At 68.6% G+C, this 13,828-nt stretch carries 15 protein-coding genes; 10 read left to right on the top strand and 5 right to left on the bottom strand.

Annotated elements, in window-relative coordinates; translation table 11 throughout:
* Positions 1-169: 169 nt before the first annotated feature.
* Entirely contained in the window at positions 170-1,318 is a 1,149-nt protein-coding gene (locus ACZ38L_RS17550; protein WP_465694037.1) for a hypothetical protein, read from the top strand.
* Positions 1,319-1,353: 35 nt separating this feature from the next.
* Positions 1,354-2,088, top strand: a complete 735-nt coding sequence (locus tag ACZ38L_RS17545) for a glycosyltransferase family 25 protein (protein WP_465694036.1) — start codon at positions 1,354-1,356, stop codon at positions 2,086-2,088.
* Here the strand turns inward: ACZ38L_RS17545 and ACZ38L_RS17540 are convergent.
* Positions 2,065-2,760: a DapH/DapD/GlmU-related protein gene (locus ACZ38L_RS17540; protein ID WP_465694035.1), complete on the bottom strand. Its 696-nt coding sequence runs from the start codon at positions 2,758-2,760 to the stop codon at positions 2,065-2,067. The two genes, ACZ38L_RS17545 and ACZ38L_RS17540, sit on opposite strands and share 24 nt — an antisense overlap.
* Positions 2,757-3,548 carry an alpha/beta hydrolase family protein gene (locus tag ACZ38L_RS17535; RefSeq protein WP_465694034.1) on the bottom strand — a complete coding sequence of 264 codons (792 nt, stop codon included), beginning with the start codon at positions 3,546-3,548 and terminating at the stop codon, positions 2,757-2,759. The genes ACZ38L_RS17540 and ACZ38L_RS17535 overlap by 4 nt, the downstream gene beginning before the upstream one ends.
* A 439-nt stretch (positions 3,549-3,987) precedes the next feature.
* Between ACZ38L_RS17535 and amcB the strand changes: the two genes are divergently transcribed.
* Positions 3,988-5,121 (top strand): cyclophane-forming radical SAM peptide maturase AmcB, encoded by a 1,134-nt coding sequence (amcB, locus tag ACZ38L_RS17530; protein WP_465694033.1) that lies wholly within the window; start codon positions 3,988-3,990, stop codon positions 5,119-5,121.
* Positions 5,111-5,260 carry a hypothetical protein gene (locus ACZ38L_RS17525; RefSeq protein ID WP_465694032.1) on the top strand — a complete coding sequence of 50 codons (150 nt, stop codon included), beginning with the start codon at positions 5,111-5,113 and terminating at the stop codon, positions 5,258-5,260. The genes amcB and ACZ38L_RS17525 overlap by 11 nt, the downstream gene beginning before the upstream one ends.
* A 61-nt stretch (positions 5,261-5,321) precedes the next feature.
* Here the strand turns inward: ACZ38L_RS17525 and ACZ38L_RS17520 are convergent, their stop codons facing one another.
* From ACZ38L_RS17520 to ACZ38L_RS17510, 3 genes are all read right to left on the bottom strand, one after another.
* Complete coding sequence (locus ACZ38L_RS17520) at positions 5,322-6,071, bottom strand: Rossmann-fold NAD(P)-binding domain-containing protein (RefSeq protein ID WP_465694031.1); 750 nt, start codon at positions 6,069-6,071, stop codon at positions 5,322-5,324.
* Positions 6,072-6,182: 111 nt separating this feature from the next.
* Positions 6,183-7,064: a phosphotransferase enzyme family protein gene (locus ACZ38L_RS17515; protein WP_465694030.1), complete on the bottom strand. Its 882-nt coding sequence runs from the start codon at positions 7,062-7,064 to the stop codon at positions 6,183-6,185.
* Positions 7,061-8,449 (bottom strand): helix-turn-helix transcriptional regulator, encoded by a 1,389-nt coding sequence (locus tag ACZ38L_RS17510; protein WP_465694029.1) that lies wholly within the window; start codon positions 8,447-8,449, stop codon positions 7,061-7,063. The genes ACZ38L_RS17515 and ACZ38L_RS17510 overlap by 4 nt, the downstream gene beginning before the upstream one ends.
* A 591-nt stretch (positions 8,450-9,040) precedes the next feature.
* On the opposite strand from ACZ38L_RS17510, the gene ACZ38L_RS17505 reads away from it, so the two are divergent.
* The 6 genes from ACZ38L_RS17505 to ACZ38L_RS17480 all read left to right on the top strand — a co-directional run bounded on the left by ACZ38L_RS17505 (position 9,041) and on the right by ACZ38L_RS17480 (position 13,730).
* Positions 9,041-9,247, top strand: a complete 207-nt coding sequence (locus tag ACZ38L_RS17505) for a hypothetical protein (RefSeq protein WP_465694028.1) — start codon at positions 9,041-9,043, stop codon at positions 9,245-9,247.
* Entirely contained in the window at positions 9,228-10,076 is an 849-nt protein-coding gene (locus tag ACZ38L_RS17500) for a hypothetical protein (protein ID WP_465694027.1), read from the top strand. The genes ACZ38L_RS17505 and ACZ38L_RS17500 overlap by 20 nt, the downstream gene beginning before the upstream one ends.
* Positions 10,077-10,079: 3 nt before the next feature.
* Positions 10,080-10,910: a hypothetical protein gene (locus ACZ38L_RS17495; RefSeq protein WP_465694026.1), complete on the top strand. Its 831-nt coding sequence runs from the start codon at positions 10,080-10,082 to the stop codon at positions 10,908-10,910.
* A gap of 52 nt (positions 10,911-10,962) precedes the next feature.
* Positions 10,963-11,484 carry a methyltransferase domain-containing protein gene (locus ACZ38L_RS17490; RefSeq protein ID WP_465694025.1) on the top strand — a complete coding sequence of 174 codons (522 nt, stop codon included), beginning with the start codon at positions 10,963-10,965 and terminating at the stop codon, positions 11,482-11,484.
* Positions 11,448-12,269 (top strand): carbamoyltransferase C-terminal domain-containing protein, encoded by an 822-nt coding sequence (locus ACZ38L_RS17485; RefSeq protein ID WP_465694024.1) that lies wholly within the window; start codon positions 11,448-11,450, stop codon positions 12,267-12,269. The genes ACZ38L_RS17490 and ACZ38L_RS17485 overlap by 37 nt, the downstream gene beginning before the upstream one ends.
* An 84-nt stretch (positions 12,270-12,353) precedes the next feature.
* Complete coding sequence (locus tag ACZ38L_RS17480) at positions 12,354-13,730, top strand: GDSL-type esterase/lipase family protein (RefSeq protein WP_465694023.1); 1,377 nt, start codon at positions 12,354-12,356, stop codon at positions 13,728-13,730.
* Positions 13,731-13,828: the final 98 nt, after the last annotated feature.

The raw sequence follows: 13,828 nt of genomic DNA, 5'->3' as shown, positions 1-13,828 counted from the left end.
CTTGAACAGGACGTCCAATGACCTGTCCCGCGCAACACTCCTCTCTGGACGCCTGCGGCGAAATCGGCTCGACCCGTGGGCGGTTGCCACAGGCTGAGCCCACAGCGAAACGGCTGGTAACGCAGAGTCATCTACCGTACGCTGCGGGGGACCTAGGAGGCGCGGCGCGGTGACGAAACGCAAGACATTCGACCCAAGAAGCGTGCCGGTCTCCTTCTGGCGCACGGCCGATGTCCAGACCGCCTTGGCCCGCCATGAGGTCGGCGGGCTATTCCAGGTCTACCTGCGCCAGTTCCCGGATTGCACCCAGACCCAGCTGGCCCTGCTCACCGAACACGACCGCTCGGAGATCTCCAACTGGATCCGCGGGGTCCGAGCCGGTCGGGTGAGCGACATCAACGTGCTGACCCGGATTGCCGATGGCCTGCACATGCCCGACGAGGCCAGAGCTCTCCTCGGTCTCGCCCCCGCCTCGGTCCTGATGTCGAGCATCGCAGCCGCGGTCCCGCAGCCGCGACAACCGGGCGGCCATGCAGAGGTACCGCACGGCGCTGCGCCTCCGGCCTCCGCCGATTCCACGGACTGGCGTGTGGCGCTGCGCCGTTTCTGGGGACTGAGGCAGGACGCGCGCGTGGACATCGTGTGCTCGGAGATCCCCGAGCAGGAGCGGCCGTACTTTGCCAGCCCGCAAGACCGCAACTACCTGCGGTACGCCAAGTTCGCCGATCTCGACAGCCTCATCTACGTGCGCACCCGGCTGACCCAGCTGGACCCGGACCTGGTCATCCGGGACTTTTCCCCATCGGAGTACTTCGACACTGGGGTGGACACCCTGGTCGTCATCGGCGGTCCCCCCTGGAACGCGAAGTACCGCGAGTTCCTGCCCCAGCTGCCCTTCCACTTCGCCCCGCATCCCCTTGGCGAGGACGATCCCCTGGTTGTGCCGCAACTGGGCGATCTGACGCTTGGCCCCCGGTGGACTCCGGGCAGCGAGCTGCTGGAGGACATCGCCGTCTTCACCCGGCTGACCATGACGAAGGGGACGACCGTCTTCCTGCTCGGCGGCTGCCTGACCCTCGGCGTTCTCGGCGGCGCCCAGTGCTTCCTGCACGGCGAACGCGCAGCGGCCAACGCCCGCTGGCTGACCGAACTTGTCGGCGACGACGACTTCGTGCTCGTCACCAACGTCCGCCGGCTCGGCGGCATCGCGGACCTGGCCGACCTGACCGCCACCGAACCGCTGCTGCTCCTGGCCCGCAGCAACAACGACCCGTTCGCCGTCGTGTTGAAGAGCACCGACCGCTACGGCGGCGCATAACCGACGATCGCCCACGACTCCCGGGGAGTAGAGCAGTGATATCCGCCGCAGACATCCGCACGTACGTGGTCAACCTCCCGCGGCGCGCCGACCGGCGTAAGCAGATGGAAGCCCAGCTCCCCACGGAACTTGGGGCCACCTTCACCTCCGACTGGGCCGGGCCCTTCGACGGCTGGGAGCTGAATGGGCCCGTCCTGGAACGGCTCGATGTTGCCCTGTTTCCCTGGCAGATCGACTCGGACAACCCATGGTGGAGCCGCCCGCTCAAAACCGGCGAGATCGGCTGCAGCCTCGCCCACCTCGCCTGCTGGCGGCATGCGGCCGACACCAGCCAGGAGCCGTTCATCCTCGTCCTCGAAGACGACGCCGTCCTGGCCCCGGACTTCCTCCACGGCTTGCTCGCCCGCCTCGCCCAGCTCACCACGCAGGTCGAACCATTCGACCTGCTGTACCTGGGTCGCGTCCCCTTGGAGCCTGACAGCCCCTGCCTGCCAGGCATCGTCCGACCCGGATACAGCCACTGCACCTTCGGATACCTGCTTACCCGGCCGGCGCTCGCGGTGCTCCTCGCGGCGAGGCTGGATCAGGCCGTGGTTCCGGTCGACGAATTCCTGCCCTCGCTCTACATCGAACACCCGCGCACGGACCTGCGTGTTCGGTTCCCGCGACAGCTAAGGGCGCTGGCCCTTGAGTCGTCGCTCGTGCATCAACTCCCCAAAACTGAGGCGGGAAGCGACACCGAGGACTCACCGTTCGTCGACTGGCAGTAGCGACCGCCGCAGGCCTGGCGAGCGCAGCCCCCGCCAATGGCCGATCAGAGTCTGGAGCCGTGCCCCGGTCCACTGAGCAGCTGGCGTCCGTACGTTGGTGCCGGTGACCACATGCTCAGGGGGCACGTCCTGGGTCACGATCGCGCCCGCCGCGACGTAACTGCGTGGGCCGATGCGGACTCCGCCGACGACCAGGGCTCCGAAGCCGACGACACAGTCCTCCTCGATGACAGGCGGTGCCTCCTCCACCCCCCACCAGCCCTGGTGAGGCTGGGTGTACTCGTGAACGAGTTCGCCCATCACCGTGCTGCGGTCGCCGATCCGTGCGGCGTCGCAGACGAAGCCGGCGATCGTGCAGTCCGCACCGATCACCACCCGGTCGCACACGTAGGCGCCATAGGCGAGGCGGGTCCGATCGCCCACGCGGCTGTCGTAGCCGATGCGGACTTGGTCCTCCAGTACGCAATCGGCGCCGACCGTCACCCCTTCGTAGAGCACGATCTGGTTGAAGAGCAGGCTGCGGTCGCCGATCCGTACTGCAGCGCCGGGCTCGTTGCTGTCAGTTGCGGCGGCCGCGCGAAGCCTGGACTCCTTCGGGTGGCCCAGGACGCAGTACTCTCCGAGCCGGACCGTACCCGCCAGCGTCGCCGGCCCGTAGAGCGGGCGTGTCACTTCGAGCGCCCGGCCCGACCGACAAGCCAGTCAACCGAGACCTCGATCGCCTCGTCCTCCCGCTCGCGGGAGTCGAACCCGTGATCGGACCCGTGGACGGTGTGGAAGCCGCAGTCGGTGTGCTCCTTCGCGGCTTCACGGGCGATCTCGTAGGAGACGTAGCTGTCCTGGTCTCCGTGGACGATGAGTGCCGGAGTCAGGTCCGCTGTGAAGGCCTCGGCCGGCTGGTAGGAGCGCATCTCCGTGAACAACGGACGCCCCAGCTCGAACTCCCCGTCAAGGACCAAACCCCCCTCATCGCGCAGGCGATCCTGGGACTGCTTGCTGAAGTTTTGGATTCCCCATGGGAGTTCGGGTACCAGGAAGGTCCGCTGGAGGTCCAGGACTGGGTTCCAGAGCACCAGCCCGGACAGCTGTCCGCTCAGCCAGGGCAGAGACAGCGACGTCGCCACCGCGCCGAAGCTGGCGGCCACAACGAACAGCGGCCCGGGAAACTCACGCCTCGCGAAGTCGACCGCAGCCTCAAGATCCAGCATCTCGCCGGCGATCGTGATGCCTCGCTGCGTGCCGCCGCTGGCTCCGTGCCCGCGGAAGGAGAAACGGACGACCGCAAACCCAGACTCGGCCAGCGCGTCGGCCAGGCGGACGAACATGCCGCCCTCGTCCTTGTCCGCATTGATCCCGTGGGCCTGAACCACCGTGCCGATCGTCCGGCGTCCCGTCGGAACCCTGTGCACGACGGCGTCCAGCATGATGCCGTCCCCCGAGGTCAGTTGAATCTCGTCCACTTCGGATGCTCCTCACCGACGACAGCAGCAACTCCCCAACGGTACCCAACGCCGTTCCCGCCCGCGCCCGATTCCACTGAGGTGCAGTTGCTCCCGCGACGGACAGGCCTCGCCAGAACATCAGCGTGGTGCTGAGCGGTCAGTGCATGGCGATACCCGAGAAGCGGACAAGACAGCTGTCCGCAACCTCTCCGCCAGTGCCGCCGCACCTGTCCGAGACCAGTCCACTACGTGTCCACTTGCAGAGGATGGCAGAACAGGCAAGAAGCGAAGCACTCTTGGCATGCCATCGGACGCGATCGGTTGCCAACCGAGCGGACGATGTGAGCCCTCAGCTATACGGGGCCACTCCATTCACCAGGCCGACGTCTCCGGCCGCCCTGCCCTGAGGAGTCCGATGTCGACGAGCGCACCACCAGCACTGCCTGACCCCACCCGAGTGGCGGACCAGTACCGCATGCTGGTCATGCAGCCGGGCACCTTCTGCAACCTCGACTGTGCCTACTGCTACCTGGCGCTACGGCGCGAGCGACACCTGATGCACCCCGGCATCGCCGCCGCGGTTGCCGCCGACATTGCGCTGCAGGACGCCGACTATCAGGTGACCGTGCTGTGGCACGGCGGAGAGCCCACCGCAATCGGCTGCGAGAAGATGCGCGGGCTCCTGGCCCCGTTCGAGCCTCTGCGGCAGGCCGGCCGGATCCGGCACAGCATCCAGACCAACGCCACCCTCATCACGGACGAGTGGTGCGCCTTGTTCACCGAGTACGAGTTTCAGGTGGGGGTGAGCCTGGACGGCCCGCGGGACGCGAACACCGAGCGGGTCAACGGGGCGGGCAGGCGGGCCTTCGACAAGATCCTTGCCGGAATCGCGAGGATGGCCACCGCGGGCATCACCATGTCGTGCATCGCCGTCGTCACTCCCGACACGGTCGGCCGTGGACGCGAACTGCTCGCCTTCCTCGACTCCCTCGGCTTCGACAGGATCGGCTTCAACCTGGAGGAACGGGAGGGCGTCAACGACAGCCGGCCCTTGATCACACCAGCCGACGCCCGGCGATTCTGGCGCGACATCGTGGAGTACTGCCGCAGTGCCACAACACCTCCACGAATTCGTGAACTGGGCACTCTCGCACGCTACTTGCAGCCGGACATGGCGCCGGTGCGCGATGTGCTGCCCACCGTCACCTACGACGGCAAGATCGTCCTACTCTCCCCAGAGCTGGCGAACCTCCAGGCAGCCGAACACCACGACTTCGTGGTTGGCGACATCCGCCACGAGACGATCCAGCACGTCCTCACCCGCCACCACGGCATCGAGTACGTAGCGCAGTTCGAGCGCGGCCTGACCCTGTGCCGCGACAACTGCCGCTACTGGAACACCTGCTATGGAGGCTACGCCTCCAACCGATACTGCGAGCAGGGGTGTCTCGACATCACCGAGACTGCCCACTGCCGCGGAAGCCGCCAAGCCCTGGTCGACGCCGTCCTGGAGGCGGCCGACCCGGCAAGCGACGGCCAGCTCATCGACAACATCCACACCAACACCGGAGGAGCAACACATGCCCGCTGAGACGAGCCCCGACACCACCGGCGAGCCCGCCACCGAGTGCCCCCAGCGCGACGTGACCGCGGTGCTGGGCGCCTACAGCACCGATGACCCCGGCACCGGCGCCACCGACTTCGACAGCTTCTCGGACGGCGGCCGCTGACCCGATCCGCCCGTAAGGCTGGTGCCCCGAACATCCTCGGATGCGCGGGGCACCAGCGCGCTCACGCGAGGGGACGTTCCGAGAGCGCTATGAACTGCCCGGCGATGCGACCGTAGGGGGCGAGGAGCTGCCAGGCGTCGTTCACCGTCTCGCGCACCGGCCGGTACACCAGGCCGGCACGCTTCGCCGCCGAGGAGTCGAGCACCCGAGGCGCCGCCCACGGGCCGACCGCTTTGTCGTCGCCGGGCTCCCACTGCATCGCGGCCTGTGTTCCCACCACGGACGCGCACACCGACAGCAGGTTGGCCACCGGCATAGCAGAAGCCGCGACATCGAACACCTCGGTCCGCCGTCCGAAGTCCGCCCTATCGCACGCGAACGAGGCCAGGTCCCGGACGTCGATGATCTGCACCGGACGCTGCGGGTCGCCAGCGACGGGGACGGGGCCACCGCGCGCCAGCCGAGACAGCCACCAAGCCAGCTCACCCGCGGTGTCGGTGCTGTCGAGCACCGGACTACAGCGCAGGACTGACCAGCCGTCGGTGCCTTCGTCGGTGTCGGCTTCTGCTGCCGGGACGATGCGGACCCGGCGGCGGGCCGCTTCTTCATCGAGGCCGACCGGCCCGGTGCCGTCGAGGGTGGCATCGATGATCGCATCCCAGCGGGAACCGTTCCCGGGCCCGTTCCGGAGCACGCCGCCGGCAGATGTGCGCTCCATCGAGGTGACCTGCCAACGCCGCCGGCGAACCTCAGCAAGCACGGCTCGGCCAACCACGCACGGCCCGGTGATCACCAGCGCCGAGATCCGCATCTTGGCTCCCCTCAGTAGCTCGGACGACAGCACGCCCGCTGTCGGCAGACCCGCTCCACCCACTCAGTATGGACGCCCACGCACCCCATCAGGACCTGTTCTGGCCTTGGGCTACCCAATCGCGTTCCATCCCCAGGGGCGCTGTCCGTGCAGGTCTTGGAGGCACTCAAGCCGGTATCGGGCCTCCTGGAGATGGCGGTCGTCGGCGGCAGCGTGCTGGAGTGCGAAGCAGGTGACGCGCAGCTCCCGAACATCGCGGAGTATCGGGTAGCCCGCCCACTCGGTCACGTCCGTCCCGTATGCCTGGCAGTACGCGCCGTACTGCTCGCGGGACACGGTCCCGAAGGTGGTGAACCCGACGGCGGTGGAGGTGAGGTCCCACTCGGGTGGCCCCACTGAGGTCCGCTCGAAGTCGAGCAGAAACGTCCCCTCGGCGGCGACGGCGACGTTGCCGCCCCAGGCGTCCCCATGTATCACGCTGACCGGCATGCCGGCCGGAAGAGACATCCACGCCTTCTGAAGCCGAGCCAGGCGCTCGTGGAGCCAATCTTGCTCAGTCGGGCTGATGCTGGACGCGCTGTCGATCCGGTCGGTGAGGCGGACGAAGGGGTCGATCCGCCCCAGTGAGAAGGAGCCGGGCACGGGCAGCCCGTGCAGGCGCCGCAGCAGGGGGGCGAGTTCGGCGGCGGTGCCCGCCCGGTGCCCGGGCAGCTCGTGCCAGAAGGTCACCGGGCGGCCGTCAACCTCCAGGGGCTGCGCAACTCGGTCGAGTGGTCGAACGGCACGGACATCGTTGTCGCGCAGCCAGCGTGCGACCGCCAGCTCGCGCGTGGCCGCGGCGCGCTGCCCGGGCCGGGCGATGCGGGCAACCACCTGGCCATCCAGCCGCCAGAGGGCGTTCTCACTGATGCGGATCGGCTCAGCACCGGCCGACGACAGGCCGGCCTCGGCACACGCCTTCAGCAGCACAGCACGGGAGTTGTCTACCGTCATGTCACCACCGTAGAGGTGATCTTGGCGCGCAGGTCATCGATCTCCGGCACGGCACGGTGCCGGTCCGCGATACGGCCCAGCTCCTCCAACTCGTGCGTGGCCCGCCGCGAGCGGAGCAGCCGCACCTCAGAGAGGGCAGTGCGGCCCTCGTCCACTGCTTGGGCCGGGTCGCCGGTGGCCATCCGCAACGATGCGATCTTGGTGCGCGAGAAGGCCCGAGAGCGGGCAAACGCCTCACCATGGCCCTCGACCGCGGTCTGCAACCTCAGCAGTGCCTCATGAGGCGGGCGGCCTGCCTGGACGAGGTCGGCCAGAGCATGTCCAGTGTCACCATGGTGCTGGGCGCTGTCGTAGTACGCCATCCACGGGCCTTCGTCAGCGGGGACCACGGAGGCGAACGACTCGTCCGAAGCACCGACAGCGGCCAAACATTCCTGGGTGCGGCTCATCTTGGCCAGCGCCCGGGCGCGCGCGTTGTGCAGCATCGACCTCTCAGCTGGCGAGAGGCGATTGGCGTGCGCCAGCGCGAGATCGGCGAAGGTGAGGCCGGCGTCCGGATCCTGCCTCCACGTGGCTTGCCGCGACAGCAGGTTGAACGTGACCGCTCGCATGGACCAGTCGTTCACCTCCTCGGCGCAGGAGCAGGCGAAGACGAACAGCCGCCGGGCGTCCTCATGGGCGAAGGCGTCGAATGCCGAAGCTCCGACAACGGTTGCCAGTCGACTCACAGAGGTGAACAGCTGCGCCCGCAGTGCGTCGGGACAGCTGGCCTTGAGCAGGCCCTGTGCCCAACGCAGCTGGGTGAGCGCCGTCTCGCGGACCACCCCCGCACCGCCGTAGAGGTTGTCCCAGCGCCGCAAGGTGGTGGCGGCATCACGGATCTGATCGACATCGACCGGATGTACGACGGTGGGGGCAGCCGCGGCCGAGGAAGCGTCGATCAGTTGAAGAAGAGATCCAGCAGCGAGGACAGCGGTGCCGGCGGCAAGGAAGTTACGTCGGTCCATAGGAGGCTCGTTCCGCTCGGAGGGCGACCGTGGTACCTCCAGCGTGCTGTCCGACTCACCCTCACGGCGAGTGGACAGCACTCCCTCAAGCAGGTTGTCCACTTCCTTGGGACGCTTGTCCACTTCGCCCCGGACCGCGGCAGCCAGCAGGGCAAGACTTCCGCCCGTCCGAAGCTCAGCATCGAGCGCATCTGCCAGATGCGGACGGCAACTTCGTTCAGCCTTCTCGATCTTGCTGATTAAGTCCTTGCTGACGTGCACCAGGCGACCAAGCTCTCCCTGGCTCAGTCCTCGCCGTGTTCGCCACTCCCGAAGCTCTGCGCCAAGACGATCCGCCGGTGAGCGACTGGCATCGAGCGGCCGGGGCGGCGTTGGCATCTGCTCTCCAGGGGGCTCTGAAGTGGACAACACGACTGTCCGCTTGCCGGCCCTGGCCCTGCCGGTCGACATCGGACTGAATGGTTACCAGGCGTTCCAGCACCATTACACACCCACATGCGGCTCATTGTTGAGCGTTTGCCGATGAACTGATGCACCGTCCTGCCAGGTCGGCTATCCGGCCAGTCCGTCTGGTATCGCTAGCGACTGCTGGTCAACGCGGCTGGCATGCACTGCGCCAGCGCGGACTCGGGCGGGAGTGGACCTTCTTGTGGCCGTGCAACCGCCGTCCCAGTTGGCAGGAAATCGGCTAACAAACGAGCAATTGACCGAGTTCACTCGAACTCCCCGCTGGAACCCTGGCGGCTTCACCTCCCAGGCGTTCACCGTCGGTGAACTGATCGCCCTGCCCTGCGACGCCGCAGGGTCGCAGAACCACCACCTCACCGGAGTACAGATGCCGGTTAGCCTCGTCATGGCCGAGCCCATCACCCAGCCCCCGACGGCACCGGTCCGCTCGTCCACGCACACGACGCCGGACTCACCACCTTCGCGTCCGCCCCCCTGCACGGCGGTGGGCTGCCCGGCCTGATGGCACCCGAACTGGTGAACCTCATCAGCCCCGGCGCGACCCCGCACGCCGCCGCGTACCAGCTCATCGCCGCGTGCCCGGCGCTGGACGTCGTCCTCACCTCGACCAGCACCCGCCAGCACTGGGACGATGCCAGGGGAGCCCTCGCCCAACCGATCCCCGACGACCGACTCCGGATGGTACTTGATGTCCTTTCAACCGGATGACGACACCCGGAACGACCTGACCCATGCACACAGCAGGGCCGCGAAGTTCCTCGGCCTCGTGTGTACCGGACGGCCGGTCTACGGCACCTCCGGAACCACCACCGGCCGCCGAGCTGGTGAACTCTGGCTCCGCGTCTCCAGAAGCAGCCGCCGCAGAGCGCCCCGGCCGACCGGCGAGGGCGCCCTCGGCGCCGAGCAGCTCGTCCCCGCCTCCGTCCCGCGCCCCCGGCTCCGCGACACCGTGGACTGGACCGAGGCTGGCTGGTTCTACCAGGCCGACGTCTTCGACCTCGTGGGTTCTGCGGTCTCCTCGACCCCGGACCTCCGTGATGACCCCGGCCTGGACGATGGCTGGTGGACGGGGCTGCGGAACGCGCTGGCCGGCATTGCGGAAGCACCGGGCACGAAGATCACTCTGCGCCAGGCGTGGGTCGACGAGGTCTTCCCGAAGTACCTCGGCATCCCGGCCCCCGCCGAAATCGAGCGGACCACCGGGCACGGTGATCTCCAGTGGGCGAACCTGACCGCCGAACCGCTCGAGATCCTCGACTGGGAACGCTGGGGCCTGGTGCCTGTCGGCTACGACCCTGCTGTCCTGTGGGTCAGCAGCCTCCTCGTGCCCGCGGTCGCGGACCGCATCCGCACGGAGTTCGCCGACATCCTCGACACCCCCGCCGGACGCGTCGGTCAGCTCATCGCTCTCGCGGAGATGCTCCAGGCTGTAGATCGGGGGTACTACTCAGAACTCGCCCCTCTCCTCGCTGACCGGGTACGTGAGCTGACCGGTGTCACCCCACCGCAGGGCACCGACGCCGGCTCCGTCCGGTAGACCATGGACCTCCGGCGGGAGCCCGTCGATCACGTCCTGGACCAGGTGGAGCAGCGCATCGGCACGAAGTTGGACCGGCGGAGCGCAGTGCGCAAGCGCCGGACGGTCGGGGTCGGCACCGACCGCGGCAGCTGGGCCCGGGTTGAACGCCGCCCCTGGGCGCGGGCGCGGGAACAGGGATGGGGCGGAGTCGAAGCCGCAGCGGTGTTGGCTAGCGTGGCGATGCCACTCTGGTATGGGTCGACGACATGGCAGGACCCGGACGACGGGGCGATCTGGCATGTGGACGAGACCTCGCTGCTGCCTGAGCTCCCGGTCGGGGCCGCGGTGGTGACCGTGGACCCGGAGCTGCCGGATGAGTGGTGGTGCTCGTTGAACTCCTCGCTGGCAGCGCTGGCCGTTCAGCACACGGCCCGGGTGGCGGCCCCGGACACCGAATGGATCACGCAGCAGCTGGTCGACGACACAATCAAGGCCGCCTTTCCCGGAGCGCGCGAAACTCAGGTGGAGCGGTGGTGTCCTGCTCACGCCGACCTGAACTGGGCGAACGTCACCGGCCCTGGTGCGTTCTGCATGTTTGACTGGGAGGACTGGGGAATGGCGCCACGCGGACTCGACTCGGCGTCGCTGTACGCCGCCTCCCTCGCCGTACCGGCGCTCGCGGACCGGGTACGCAGGGAGCGCCGGGCCGACCTTGAGAGCCGCGACGGGATGGTGATGCAGCTGTTCGTGCTGGCGAAGATCGTCGGACCACACTCTGGTCCGAACGACCCGCGAATGGGGCCGGCGCACCGGGAGGCCACGCGGCTGATCCACGCCCTTCAAGGGGACTGAACGTCACCCTGACTGCAAGGCGCCAACGTCAGCGAATAGGGAAGGAATACGCATGGCCCCCACCACGCGCCGTCCGGCCGGCCACGACGCCGAGGACATCGCGAGCGCGAAGGAGCGAGGCTGTAGCGATCTGGCACCCATCGACGACGCATACCAGGCAGGCGAGATCACGGCCACCGAGTGGCACGCCGCCGTCCTGGGCGTCATCGAACCGGCCTACCTCAACGGCGACAACCCGCGGGCCCAGTCCGGCCACAGCGGCGACGAGACACGCTGGCGAGAAGCCCGCGGCCTGCTCGTCGACCTGCTCCCGCCCCACGGTGGAACGTTCCTCGACATCGGATGCGCCAACGGTCACCTGATGGAGAGCCTGACCGACTGGGCGGCTGAAACAGGGATCATCATCGAGCCCCACGGGGTGGAGATCTCCACCGCCCTTGCCGACCTCGCCCGAACCCGACCTCGCCGCCTCAGCTCAGCACCTGCTGGAGCAGTGCCTGACCGGAGCTGGCCCGCGAAGCCCTCACTCTCACCGGCATGTCCCGGCTGTGCGTGGCGGGCGGGGTGGGGCTGAACTGCTCCGCCAACGGCCGCCTCGCCCAACTCCGTGGTGTGGAGGAGCTGTTTGTCCAGCCGGCCGCCGGGGACGCCGGCTGCGCCGTCGGTGCGGCGCTCGAGGTCGCGCTGCGTGGCGGCGATCTCACCTTGCCGGGGCCGGCGATGACCACTGCCGCCCTCGGCCCCGCCTTCGACCCAGGCACCATCCGCACTGTTCTGGACGACTACGGGCTGGCCTACCGCGACCACGGCGACAACGTCCCAACTGTCGTCGCCGGGCACCTGGAGCTCGGGCGCACCGTCGGCTGGTTCCAGGGCTGCATGGAGGCCGGGCCTCGCGCGCTCGGACGACGAAGCATCCTCGCTGACGCCCACAACCTCCAGGCTCGCGACCATATCAACGACCACGTCAAGCACCGGGAGCCCTGGCGGCCCCTCGCCCCGGTCCTCCTCCAGGAGGCCGCGCCCGACCTGATCGGCACCAGCACGCAGCACCCGTTCGTGATCGTCGCCCGGCAGGCCGCCGACGCCGCGCAGGGACTGATCCCGGCCGCCGTGCACACCGATGGCACGCTGCGCCCGCAGACCGTAGCCCGCGACGACGCCGATCCGTACGCGCGGTTGCTGGCCTCGTTCGCCGAGCAGACCGGTCGGCCACCCGCACTGCTGAACACCAGCTTCAACCACGAGGCCGAGCTGATCGTATGCACGCCCCGCGACGCGGTCGCCACCTTCGCCGCTGGCCCCCTGGACATGCTCACGATCGGCCCCTTCCTCGTCCGCAAGGACCGTCATAGCTGACTGTCCGACACCACGCGCTCACAGCCGGTACGTTGAAGCACGGTCTCTGGTTCTCATCCGCAGCAAGCGAAGGATCGATTCGCGATGACCAGCACAACCTCACCCGGCCTGACCGTCGCCGAACGGCTGCGCGCCGAGCACGGCCCAGCGCTCACGATCGGCGCCGACTGCGACCTGCCCGACGACCTCGTCATCGAGATCGACACCGGCGCGCAGCTGACGATCGGCGAGCGGGTCTCGATCCGCCGTGGCTCCACCATTCAGGTCCACCGCGGCGCCACCGTCGCCATCGGCGACGATGTTGCCATAGGAGAGCACACCTTCATCTCGGCCATGGCCGGTATCCGCCTCGGCGACGGCTGCGCCCTGTCGAACATGGTCGACCTGCACGACCACAACCACCGAGAGCGCTCCGCCGCGAACGTGCCTACCGGGCAGTTCGTGCCGTGGGCGTCTGGCTTCGAGGCCGCGCCGATCATCATCGAGCCCGGCGTGATCCTCTCCAACAAGGTCACCGTCACCGCCGGGGTCCGCATCGGAGCCAACTCCCTGATCGGGGCGAACGCGGTTGTCTCCCACAGCACCGCCCCCGACACCGTGGCCGCGGGCGTCCCCGCCAGCGTTCGCCGACACTTCAGCGGCGCCCCCACGCCGCGCGAGGACCGGCGCGTCCTGACCGTCGGGTTCTTCGGCACGTCGATCATGGAGCATCTGGAGGCATTCAACGCACAGATGACCACGCAGGCGAACCTGCCCGAGGTTGGCGCCAAGGTCACCGTCGAGGGCTGGAACCAGCGCGGCTGGGTCCACCGTCTCGCGCTGTCGCTGCGTGCCGCCCATGGCCACGTCGGCTTCGACGTCCGCAACCTGGGCGAGGGCGGCGCTACCAGCCGCGACATCGCCGCCATCGTGGAGTCCGACCGGGCCACCACCGGCACCGACTACGACCTGGCATTCCTGGGCTGCGGCATCAACGACGTCTGGCGCTGCTTCCAGGGCCGGCTGTCCGAGGCGGTTGACCTCGAGGAGTACACCTGGCACATCAACACGATGCTGGAGCAGCTGACCGGCTACTCCCGTCAGGTCGTCGTCGTCAGCGAGACCCCGTTCGGGCCCGTCGATGCCCCCGAGGCCGTGACGGAGATGAACGCCGAACTCGCCCGCTACAACGAGGCCGCCCGCACGGCGGCCGCCGCGCACGGCGCACTGTTCCTGGACGTGTGGACCCCGTTCACCGCGGTTGCCCGCCACTTGCCGGCCGACGACGCCACGGGTGGGGTGTGGAGCGACGGTGTCCACCTCACCGAACTCGGTGACACCGTGCTGCTCCAGCAGGCCGAGCGGCTTCTCGCCGAGCACGGCATCATCAGCAAGCTCCTGGACTACCCGCTCTTGGAGCGCGATCAGGCCCTGACGGCGTACGGTCCGCTGTTCGCCCTCTACCGGCCGATCAGCTCCTGAACCGGCGGGGGGGGGGGGGGGGGGGGGGGGGGGGGGGGGGGGGGCGGGGGGGGGACCTCGGCATGCCTCCCCTTCTTCCCCTCCCCGCTAGATTCCAG

The organism is Kitasatospora sp. NPDC024654 (assembly GCF_055559155.1).
This window is presented reverse-complemented; position numbering and strand designations above follow the sequence as displayed.

Excerpts from the sequence above, each read along its gene's own strand:
- ACZ38L_RS17525 (WP_465694032.1), top strand. The coding sequence starts at position 5,111 with ATGCCCGCTGAGACGAGCCCCGACACCACCGGCGAGCCCGCCACCGAG.
- ACZ38L_RS17520 (WP_465694031.1), bottom strand. The coding sequence starts at position 6,071 with ATGCGGATCTCGGCGCTGGTGATCACCGGGCCGTGCGTGGTTGGCCGA.
- ACZ38L_RS17515 (WP_465694030.1), bottom strand. The coding sequence starts at position 7,064 with ATGACGGTAGACAACTCCCGTGCTGTGCTGCTGAAGGCGTGTGCCGAG.
- ACZ38L_RS17510 (WP_465694029.1), bottom strand. The coding sequence starts at position 8,449 with ATGCCAACGCCGCCCCGGCCGCTCGATGCCAGTCGCTCACCGGCGGAT.
- ACZ38L_RS17505 (WP_465694028.1), top strand. The coding sequence starts at position 9,041 with ATGGCACCCGAACTGGTGAACCTCATCAGCCCCGGCGCGACCCCGCAC.
- ACZ38L_RS17500 (WP_465694027.1), top strand. The coding sequence starts at position 9,228 with ATGTCCTTTCAACCGGATGACGACACCCGGAACGACCTGACCCATGCA.
- ACZ38L_RS17495 (WP_465694026.1), top strand. The coding sequence starts at position 10,080 with ATGGACCTCCGGCGGGAGCCCGTCGATCACGTCCTGGACCAGGTGGAG.
- ACZ38L_RS17490 (WP_465694025.1), top strand. The coding sequence starts at position 10,963 with ATGGCCCCCACCACGCGCCGTCCGGCCGGCCACGACGCCGAGGACATC.
- ACZ38L_RS17485 (WP_465694024.1), top strand. The coding sequence starts at position 11,448 with ATGTCCCGGCTGTGCGTGGCGGGCGGGGTGGGGCTGAACTGCTCCGCC.
- ACZ38L_RS17480 (WP_465694023.1), top strand. The coding sequence starts at position 12,354 with ATGACCAGCACAACCTCACCCGGCCTGACCGTCGCCGAACGGCTGCGC.